The organism is Tistrella bauzanensis (assembly GCF_014636235.1).
Taxonomy (GTDB): Bacteria; Pseudomonadota; Alphaproteobacteria; order Tistrellales; family Tistrellaceae; genus Tistrella; species Tistrella bauzanensis.
The window spans coordinates 1-10062 of the sequence record NZ_BMDZ01000109.1 but is presented as its reverse complement, the minus strand read 5'-3'; the positions used below and the strand labels follow the sequence as shown (position 1 = coordinate 10062).

The window sequence follows — 10062 nt, the reverse complement described above, 5'->3', positions numbered from 1 at the left end:
TGAGGATTCGACACCCCGAGCCTAACGGCTCAAGGCGAGCAACGCCGCTCTCCCTTTTTCAACAATGACCGGGACATCCCCTTGTCCTGTCGCAGCATTCCTGTCCGGGCTGATATAGCGGCAACGACAAGAAAAGTGACAATCATGGTCCAGTTATTGGACCCGGATTTGACAGGCCTTCGCGCGGCCCGCTATCGTGATCCTGTCGGCGTGGCTGGACGGGCGCACTGACCAATGGCACACCGTCCACGGCGATGCGGCCCGCCAGGGCCACGGGCATCCCGGCAGCCACGAGCCAAGAAACAAGCCCATCCGACACGGGACAGGGAGGATAAGGTCGCTCATGACCGACGGTCAGGACGGCGCCGTAACGGCAGCCGCGAGCAATCGCGATATTGCGCGCCTCACGGCGCTTCACGGGCTGATGGCCCGCATCCGCGCCTTTGAACGGGCGGCCGAAACCGGCCAGACCCGGGGATCTGTGCTGGGGGCGGTGCATCTGTCGATCGGGCAGGAAGCGGTGGCGGCGGGCGTGTGCGCGCAGCTGCGTCGCGACGATCTGCTGCTGTCCACCCATCGCGGCCATGGCCATACCCTGGCCAAGGGCGCCGATGCCCGGGCGATGATGCTGGAACTGCTGGGCAAGGCCGGCGGCACCTCGAACGGTCGCGGCGGCTCGATGCACATCGCCGATTTCTCGGTCGGCATGCTGGGTGCCAACGGCGTGGTGTCGGCGAACATCCCGATCGCGGTCGGTGCCGCCCAGGCAATCCGCCTGAAGGGCGGCGATCAGGTGGTGGTCTGCCTGTTCGGCGATGGCGCGATCAATCGCGGCCCGTTCATGGAAGGCCTGAACTGGGCCAAGGTGTTCAATCTGCCGGTGCTGTTCGTCTGCGAGGACAATGGCTGGTCGGCGACTACCCGCACCTCGGAGCTGACCGCCGGTGACGGCGCCGCGGCGCGCGCCCGGTCGATGGACGTGACCGCGATCGAGATCGACGGCAATGATCTGGCGCTGGTCGACGAGACCGCGCGTGAGGTGGTGGCACGGTTGCGGGCGGGCGACGGCCCGATCCTGATCCATGCCCGCACCTATCGCCTGCTGGGCCACACCGCCTCCGACACCGCCGGCTATCGCCCGGCGGGCGAGGCCGAGGGCCGCTGGGAGGGTGATCCCATGCGCCGCAACCGTGCGGTGCTGGAAGCGGCCGGTGTCGGCGCGCATGAGATCGATGCGCTGGAACAGGCCGCGACCGACGAGATGACCCGCGCGCTCGATGATGCCGAGGCCGCTCCCTTCGCCCCCGCCGCACTCGCCTTCGACGATGTGCAGGATGCCGGCGCCCCCACACGCTTCTGGACCCGGGAAGGCTGACCCCCATGGCCGACATCACCTATCTCGAAGCCGGCCGGCTGGCGCTCGCCGAGGAAATGGACCGTGATCCGCTGGTCTGGGCGCTGGGCGAGGATCTGGGCCGCGGCGGCGTGTTCAAGCAGTATGATGGCTTGCAGGCGCGCTTCGGCGCCAACCGTATCGTCGATACCCCGATTTCGGAAGCAACCATCATGGGCGCCGCCGTCGGCGCCGCGATGAGCGGCACCCGGCCGGTGGTCGAGATGCGGTTCTCCGATTTCGCGCTCTGCGCCGTCGACGAACTGGTCAATCAGGCGGCCAAGGCCCGCTATATGTTCGGCGGCCAGACCCGCGTGCCGCTGGTGGTGCGCGAGCCGATCGGCATGTGGCGATCATCGGCCGCCCAGCATTCGCAGTCGCTGGAAGCCTGGTACGCCCATATTCCAGGGCTGGTGGTGACCGTGCCGGCCACGCCGGCCGACAATTACGCGCTGCTGAAGGCCGCGATCCGGTCCGACGACCCGGTCGTGCATATGGAGCATAAGAACCTGTGGGCGCTGAAGGGGCCTGCGGCCGAAACCGATGCGCCGGCCGAATTCGGCCGTGGCGTCGTGCGCCGCAAGGGCAGCGCCATCACCATCGTCACCTGGTCGGCGGCGGTGTGGACCGCGCTGGACGCGGCGGCGGCCATGGGTGTCGAGGGGATCGACATCGAGGTCATCGACCTGCGCACGCTGTGGCCGTGGGATCGGGAACTGGTGCTTGAGAGCGTGTCGCGCACCCGGCGTGCGCTGGTGATGCATGAAGCGGTGCAGGCCGGCGGCTTCGGCGCCGAGATCGCGGCCACCATCGCCGAGGAACTGCATCATCGCCTCGACGGCCCGGTGCGCCGGCTTGGCGCGCCGCGGGCGCCTGTGCCCTATGCGCCGCCGATGGAAGAGCAATTGAAGATCACCGCCGGCGATGTCTGCCGGGCGGTCAAGGTGGCGCTGGGCGCCGCCTGATGATGGGGGCCGCCACCGGTTGCGGTGGCGGCTTTGCTGGAAAACGCAATCCGCGTCGATGTTGCGTGTTTCCCAAAGGCGCAAAGAACGCCAAGAATGAACCCGTCGCCGGCGGGCCGGATGGGATCCCGGCCGGGCCGGCTGCGATAAAAGACCCCGAGGGAGGAAACGAACCGATGATGATGCGTGTCTTCAAGACGGCCGCCGGCGCTGTTGCCGCCGCGGCCCTGATGGTCACCGCCCTGTCCGCGCAGGCCGCGGACTACAAGGAGGAATACAAGGTATCCACCGTGGTGCCGGCGCCGTTCCCATGGGGCCTGGCTGCCGAGAAGTGGGTGGAACTGGTGCGTGAGCGGTCGGATGGCCGCATCAACATGAAGGTGTATCCCGGCGCGCAGCTGGTCTCGGGCGACCAGACCAAGGAATTCGCCGCGATGCGCCAGGGCATCATCGACATGGCGGTCGGCTCCACCATCAACTGGTCGCCGCAGGTCAAGGAACTCAACATCTTCTCGATGCCGTTCCTGATGCCCGATTACGCGGCGCTGGATGCGCTGACCCAGGGCCCGGTCGGCAAGGAACTGTTCTCGATCATCGAGAAGCGCGGCGTGGTGCCGCTGGGCTGGGCCGAGAACGGCTTCCGCGAGCTGACCAATTCCAAGCTCGACGTGAAGACCCCGGCCGATCTGAACGGCCTGAAGATCCGCGTGGTCGGCTCGCCGCTCTATCTCGACACCTTCACCGCGCTTGGCGCCAACCCCACCCAGATGAGCTGGGCCGATGCCCAGCCGGCGCTGGCGACCGGCGCCGTCGACGGCCAGGAAAACCCGCTCAGCATCTTCACCGTCGCCAAGCTTCAGAATGTCGGCCAGAAGCATGTGACGCTGTGGGGCTATGTCGCCGATCCGCTGATCTTCGGCGTCAGCAAGCGGGTCTGGGAGACCTTCACCCCGGAAGATCAGGATCTGCTGCGCAAGGCCGCCGTGGATGCCGGCGTCTATGGTGTTGAGGTCGCCCGCAAGGGCATCACCGCGCAGGATGACTCGACCCTGAAGGACATCGAGGGCATGGGTGTCACCATCACCCGCCTGTCGGATGCCGAGCGTCAGGCCTTTGTCGACGCCACCCGTGGCGTCTATGAGAAGTGGGCCAAGGAGATCGGCCCCGATCTGGTGAAGACGGCCGAGGAGTCGGTGGCCAACCGCAAGCAGTAAGCGGATCGCCACCCCGGCGCGGCGCCGTTCCGGCGGCGCCGCACACCTTGTCCTTCAACAATCGGGGAACGATCGCCGTGGCCTCCAGCCCCGTGCAAGATGACGAGCCCGAAGCCGTCCGCGACGTCGACCGCCCGGCCGTCAGTGGCCGTGTGGAAGAGGTTCTGGCCGCTGCCGCGATGGCCGGCATCTGCGTGATCAGCTTCGGCAATGTGGTGGTGCGCTATGCCACCAATGCCTCATTCGCCGCCACCGAGGAAATCTCGATCTTTCTTCTGGTCTTCATGACCATGATCGGTGCTTCCCTGGCCTTTACCCGTGGCGGCCATATCCGCATCACCGCCATCGTCGATCGTCTGCCACGCACCGCCCGCATCTCGGTGATGATGCTGACCCATGCCCTGACCCTGATCATGTTCGCGCTGGTCGCCTGGTATGGCACCAAACTGACATTGGATGAGTGGGAATTCGGCGAAACCTCGCCGGCGCTGGGTTATCCGAGCTGGATCTATACCGTGTGGCTGCCGCTGATCTCGCTGGCGATCATCGCCCGGGTCATCGGCCGTGCGCGGCGCGAATGGCGCGCCCACAAGACGGATGCGATGCTGACCGATCCGGCCACCGGCGACGACGTGCTGCCCGGTGATGCCGCCGATCCGACCGGTGCCAAGCGGGGGACCAGCGCATGATGCTGTCGGCCAATATCATCCTGATCGGCGCCTTTCTGCTGCTGCTGCTGCTGGGCACGCCGATCGCGGTCGCCCTTGGCCTGTCGGGCGTCGCCGGTATCCTCACCGGGCTCGACCAGTACGCGCTGGGCACGGTTGGCACCAACACCTATAACAGCATCGCGAAATACCCGCTGATCGCGATCCCGCTGTTCGTGCTGACCGGCGTCATCTTCGAACGCTCGGGGGTCGCGCGCCGTCTGGTCGAATTCGCCGCCTATTTCGTCGGCCCGCGTCGTGGCGGGCTGGCGGTGGTCGCCATCGTGGTCTGCATGATCATGGGCGGCATGGCCGGCTCCGGCCCCGCCGATGCGGCCGCGGTCGCGACGGTGATGATCCCCAGCATGCGCCGCGCCGGCTATCCCAACGCCTTTTCGGCCAGCGTCATCGCGGCGGCGGCCTCCACCGCCATCCTCATTCCACCCTCGATCGCGCTGATCGTCTATGGCGTGATGGTGCCGGGCACCGATATCCGGGCGCTGTTCGCGGCCGGGCTGACGCCGGGCCTGCTGGCCGGCATCTTCATCGCCATCCCCACCCTGATCATCTCGCGCAAGCATGGCTTCGGCGCCACGGAAGCCGGTGATGCCGGCCCGAAGCGGCGGTTCATGGACATCTTCATCCAGGCCCTGCCGGGGCTGATGGCGCCGGTGATCATTCTGGGTGGCCTGCGTTCGGGCCTGTTCACCCCCACCGAGACCGCGGTCGTGGCGGTGTTCTACGGCATCTTCATCGGCCTGTTCGTGTATCGGGAACTCCGCTTCCGCGACATCTACAAGGCCATGGCCGAAAGCGCCGAGACCTCGGCGGTGATCATGCTGATCATCGCGCTGGCCGGGATCTTCGCCTGGGCCGGCGGCACGCTGGGGGCTTTCGACAGCGCCGCCAACGCGCTGCTGTCGATCACCGACAATGGCTGGGTGATCCTGGCCGCGATCATGGTGATCCTGCTGTTCGCCGGCATGCTGCTCGACGGGGTGTCGATCTATCTGATCACCCTGCCGCTGATCATTCCGGTGGCCCAGACCTATGACTGGAACCTCACCTGGCTGGGCGTGCTGATGGCCCTGAACATCGCCATCGGCCAGTTCACGCCGCCGGTCGCGGTCAATCTGATCGTCACCGCCCGGATCGCCAGGGTGCCGATCGAATCCACCGTGCCCTGGGTGATCTGGATGGTGCTGTCGATGGTGGTGCTGCTAGGCCTGATGATGGCCGTGCCCGACATCGCACTCTGGCTGCCCAAGGCTCTGGGTTATGTCGTCTGATACGCACGCCCCTGAGCCGACCTGACCTGATCTGATCCGCCGCGCCTCCATCATCACACCCGCATCCCCGACGGCCGTTTCGCCGCCCCGGGGAGGCGGGACCGGGGCCGGTTTGCCAAGTTCCGCCGTCGAGCGAACGCATAAGAGGAATATCCTATCATGACCACGCGCGAAGATGGCATGTCCGCCGGTGCCAATGCACTGCCGGACGGTCCGATCACCGGTGGCGAGGCGCTCGCCCGCATGCTTCTGGCCCATGGTATCGGCCCGTTGTTCGGCATGGGCGGCTTTCAACTGCTGCCCTTCTATGATGCCTGCCGCCGGCTGGGCCTGCGCCACGCCCTGATCAATGACGAGCGCTGCGGCGCCTTTGCAGCCGACGCCTATGCCCGGGTGACCGGCCGGGTCGGCGTGTGTGACGCAACCCTTGGGCCAGGCGCCACCAATCTGGTGACGGCACTGGTCGAGAGCTACAATGCCGGCGTGCCGGTGGTTGCCATTGTCGGCGACACCCATCGCGACCATTCCTGGAAGAACATGACCCAGGAAACCCGGCAGCTCGACATCCTGCGGCCGGTGGTCAAGGAAGTGATCCGGGTGGAGCGCACCGCCCGCATCCCCGAACTGGTGCGGCGTGCCTTCGCGGTCGCCACCTCCGGCCGCCCCGGTCCGGTGCTGCTGGATGTGCCGGAAGACGTGGCCCATGACGAGATCGTCTTCGCCGCATCCGACTTCTATGCCGACCCGGCATCGGAAGCCGCCCCCTCGCTGCGCTGCCGGCCGGCCTCGGCCGATCTGGCGCGGGCGGTGGACCTGCTGGCCAAGGCCGAGCGGCCGGTGATCCTGGCGGGCGGCGGCGTGCATCTGTCGCAGGCCGCACCCGCCTTGCAGGCCTTCGCCGAGACCCATGGCATTCCGGTGGCCCACACCCTGTCGGGCAAGGGCGCCATTGCCTGCACCCATCCGCTGTCGCTGGGCATTTTCGGCCGCTATACCCGCATCGCCAATGATGTGATCGAGCGTGCCGATGTGATCTTCGTCATCGGCTGCAAGCTGGGTGAGATCGCCACCAAGCGCTATTCGGTGCCGCCGGCGGGCAAGACCGTGATCCATCTGGATATTGTGGCCGAGGAATTCGACCGCTGCTATCCGGCGACGGTGCGGCTGTGGGGTGATGCGCTGGAAGGCCTTCAGGCGCTGGACGAGGCGCTGGCACCGGGCGCTGACGCGGCCCGCGCGGCCCGCAAGGCCTATGGTGACGAGGTCGTCGAGCGCATGGCCAAATGGCGCGAGGAGGTGGCCCCCAAGCTTGCGTCCGACGAGCGCCCGATCACCATGGCCCGGCTGATGACCGAGGTGACCAAGGCACTGCCGGAAGACGGGCTGCTGGTTGCCGATGGTGGCTTCGCCGCCCATTGGGGCGGGCTGCTGTTCGACACCAAGCGTGCCGGGCGCGGCTTCGTGCCCGATCGCGGCTTCGCCTCGATCGGCTATGGCCTGCCGGGGGCGATGGGCTGTGCCTTGGCGGCGCCCGGGCGTCCGGTGATGGCGCTGACCGGTGATGGCGGCTTCAACATGACGCTGGGTGAGCTTGAAACCGCTCTGCGCATGGATCTGGCCTTCACGCTGATCATCGTCAACAACGCCGCTTCGGGCTATGTGAAGGCGTTGCAGCACCTGATGTATGGCACCGGCAACTATCAGTCGAGCGATCTGCGCGAGATGAACTACGCGAAGATCGCCGAGACCATGGGCGCCCAGGGTATCCGGGTCGAGAACCCCGATGACCTGCCGGCGGCGCTGGCCAAGGCGATGGCCGAACGCGGCCGGCCGACGGTGCTGGACGTGGTGGTGACCCGCGATCCCGCCAACATGCTGCCGGGCGTCGACAGCCGGGCCGTGAAGGCCAAGAAGGGCGATCGCGTCGCCTGATCGGAGTGACCCTGACCGCGCGTGGTTCTGACCGGGAGTAGTCCTGACCGGTTGAGGGCCCTGACCGGTTGAGGGGCTTCGTGCTAGGCTGTCCTGGCGGGTCGATCGGTCCGCCAGGATGCCCAGCACGGAGCCCGCCCCCATGCCCGATCAACCAGCCGCCGGTGCCCCCGGCCGCCGCCCCCGTATCGCCATCACCGGCAGTGCCGGCACCGGCAAGACCACGTTGGTCGAGGCGCTGGGCCGGCATCTGGGGCTGCCGGTGGTGCCGGAACACATGCGCGCCCGTATCGAGGGCGGGCTGGACCTGCACAGCCTGGGCTGGGACGAGTTCCGCGCCCTGGTCCGCACCCTGTATGACCAGCATGTCGCCGAACGCGATCAGGCGCTGGCCGCCGCCGGCGGGGTGATCACCGACCGCTCGCCGCTCGACACCCTGGCCTTCTGGCTGCATTACGGCTTTGCCGGCGACACGGCGGCCACCGATGCCCTGGCCGATGATGCGGTGGCGCGGATGGCGCCGCTGGATCTGGTGGTGGTGCTGCCCTCGGGCGCCATACCCTTCGTCGAGGATGGCGTGCGCTCGCCCAACCCCTGGCTGCAACTGAAATACCAGATCCTGATCGAAGGTCTGCTCGACCGCTTCGCGCCCGACATGGCGGTGCTGCGCATGCCGTCGGGCCTTATCGACCCGCAGGCGCGGGTCGAGGCGGTGCTGGCGGCGCTGCCGCCGGATCGCGGCGCCACCGGGGCCGGATAGTTCCGGTTCAGTTGACCGAGGCTCAGTTGACCTGATTCTTGACCTTGTCGAATTTGAGCTTCGGCCAGTCCTCGGCGGTGCGGGTCAGGTGCCAGGCATTGCGGGCCAGGAACACCGGCCGACCGGTGTGGTCGTCGGCCAGAGCCGAGCTGTTGGTGTCGGAGAAGCGCTTCATCTCCGCCGGATCGCCCGACACCCAGCGCGCCGCATAGGCTTCCACGGTCTCGTACATCACCGGGATGCCGTATTCGGTGCGGATGCGGTCGGCCAGCACCTCGAACTGCAGCGCGCCGACCACGCCGACCACGAAATAGGTCGAGATCCGGGGCTTGAGCACGGCGGCGACGCCTTCCTCGGCCAGTTGCTCCAGGGCGCGGCCCAGATGCTTGGCCTTCATCGGATCGTCGGGGCGGATGCGGCGCAGCATTTCCGGCGCGAATGAGGGGATGCCGGTGAAGCGGATCTCCTCGCCCTCGGTCAGGCTGTCGCCGATGCGCAGGGTGCCGTGATTGGGGATGCCGATGATGTCGCCGGCCACCGCCTCGTCGGCGATCTCGCGATCCTGGGCCATGAACATCACCGGCGCGCTGACATTCACAGCCTTGGCCGAGCCCACCGGCAGCAGGCGCATGCCGCGCTTGAAATGGCCTGAGCACAGCCGCACGAAGGCGATGCGGTCGCGATGCTTCAGGTCCATATTCGCCTGAATCTTGAACACGAAGCCCGAGACCTTGTCCTCGGTCGGCTCAACGTCGCGCGGGGTGGCGGGCTGGGTGCGCGGCGGCGGTGCCAGCCGGGCCACACCTTCCAGAAGCTCGCGCACGCCGAAATTGTTCAGCGCGCTGCCGAAGAACACCGGCGTCAGATGGCCTTCGCGATAGGCATTCAGGTCGAAGGCCGGGCACAGCTCGCGGACCATGGCGACCTGATCCTTCAACTCGTCCCACTGGTCGCGCGGCAGATGGTCGCCGATGGTCGGGTCGTCGAGGCCCGAGACCGCGAACGACACGTCGTTGATGCTCGACCGGTCGCCGCGATCCATCAGCACCATGCGGTCGTCGACCAGGTCATAGCAGCCACGGAAGGTGCGGCCCATGCCGATCGGCCACGACACCGGTGCGACATCCAGCGCCAGGGTCTGTTCGATCTCGTCGATCAGCTCCAGCGGGTCGCGGGCCTCGCGGTCCATCTTGTTGACGAAGGTGATGATCGGCACGTCGCGCAGCCGGCAGACCTCGAACAGCTTGCGGGTCTGTTCCTCGATGCCTTTCGCGGCGTCGATGACCATGATCGCGCTGTCGACGGCGGTCAGCGTGCGATAGGTGTCTTCCGAGAAATCCTCATGGCCGGGCGTGTCGAGCAGGTTGAAGGCGCAATCGCCATACTCGAAGCTCATCACCGAGGCCGAGACCGAAATCCCGCGCTCCCGCTCCACCTTCAGCCAGTCCGACCGCGCGCGCCGCTGCTCGCCGCGCGCCTTCACGGCGCCGGCCATCTGAATGGCGCCCGAAAACAGCAGCAGCTTCTCGGTCAGCGTGGTCTTGCCGGCGTCGGGATGCGAGATGATCGCGAAGGTGCGGCGCCGCGCAATCTCGGCGCCGATGTCGGTGATGTCGGTCATGCGCTCGAACGGGTTCGGATGGACGGGAACAACAAGGCATCTCAAGCGGCGATAGGTAACCCGTCCAGCCGCGATTTTCCAGGGACTTCGGTCGGATCGGCAGGGCAATCGGGTGAAACTGTGCGTGACAGGGCGGAAAAAGTCTGAATCTCTCGTTGTCGACCTTTTTGGCTTGGGAGGG

Annotated in this window: 8 protein-coding genes; 7 read left to right on the top strand and 1 reads right to left on the bottom strand. The window is 67.0% G+C overall.

Going from position 1 to position 10062, the window contains the following annotated elements; genetic code table 11:
* The first annotated feature begins 343 nt into the window (after positions 1–343).
* The 7 genes from IEW15_RS24035 (at position 344) to IEW15_RS24005 (ending at position 8260) form a co-directional block, all read left to right on the top strand.
* Complete coding sequence (locus IEW15_RS24035; protein ID WP_188582837.1) at positions 344–1375, top strand: thiamine pyrophosphate-dependent dehydrogenase E1 component subunit alpha; 1032 nt, start codon at positions 344–346, stop codon at positions 1373–1375.
* Positions 1376–1380: 5 nt separating this feature from the next.
* On the top strand, positions 1381–2358 hold the full coding sequence (locus tag IEW15_RS24030) for an alpha-ketoacid dehydrogenase subunit beta (protein ID WP_188582835.1): 978 nt from the start codon (positions 1381–1383) through the stop codon (positions 2356–2358).
* A 176-nt stretch (positions 2359–2534) separates the two neighbouring features.
* Entirely contained in the window at positions 2535–3572 is a 1038-nt protein-coding gene (locus IEW15_RS24025) for a DctP family TRAP transporter solute-binding subunit (RefSeq protein ID WP_188582833.1), read from the top strand.
* Between the two features lie 77 nt (positions 3573–3649).
* The gene (locus tag IEW15_RS24020) at positions 3650–4261 is read left to right on the top strand and encodes a TRAP transporter small permease (protein ID WP_229708671.1); all 612 of its coding nucleotides are present in this window, start codon (positions 3650–3652) and stop codon (positions 4259–4261) included.
* A 2-nt stretch (positions 4262–4263) separates the two neighbouring features.
* Entirely contained in the window at positions 4264–5568 is a 1305-nt protein-coding gene (locus tag IEW15_RS24015) for a TRAP transporter large permease (RefSeq protein WP_188582839.1), read from the top strand.
* 159 nt (positions 5569–5727) lie between these two features.
* Positions 5728–7500: a thiamine pyrophosphate-binding protein gene (locus IEW15_RS24010; protein WP_188582832.1), complete on the top strand. Its 1773-nt coding sequence runs from the start codon at positions 5728–5730 to the stop codon at positions 7498–7500.
* Positions 7501–7642: 142 nt separating this feature from the next.
* The gene (locus IEW15_RS24005; RefSeq protein ID WP_188582830.1) at positions 7643–8260 is read left to right on the top strand and encodes an AAA family ATPase; all 618 of its coding nucleotides are present in this window, start codon (positions 7643–7645) and stop codon (positions 8258–8260) included.
* A 22-nt stretch (positions 8261–8282) separates the two neighbouring features.
* On the opposite strand, the gene IEW15_RS24000 is transcribed toward IEW15_RS24005, so the two are convergent.
* Positions 8283–9881 carry a peptide chain release factor 3 gene (locus tag IEW15_RS24000; protein ID WP_188582827.1) on the bottom strand — a complete coding sequence of 533 codons (1599 nt, stop codon included), beginning with the start codon at positions 9879–9881 and terminating at the stop codon, positions 8283–8285.
* Between the last annotated feature and the right edge of the window lie 181 nt (positions 9882–10062).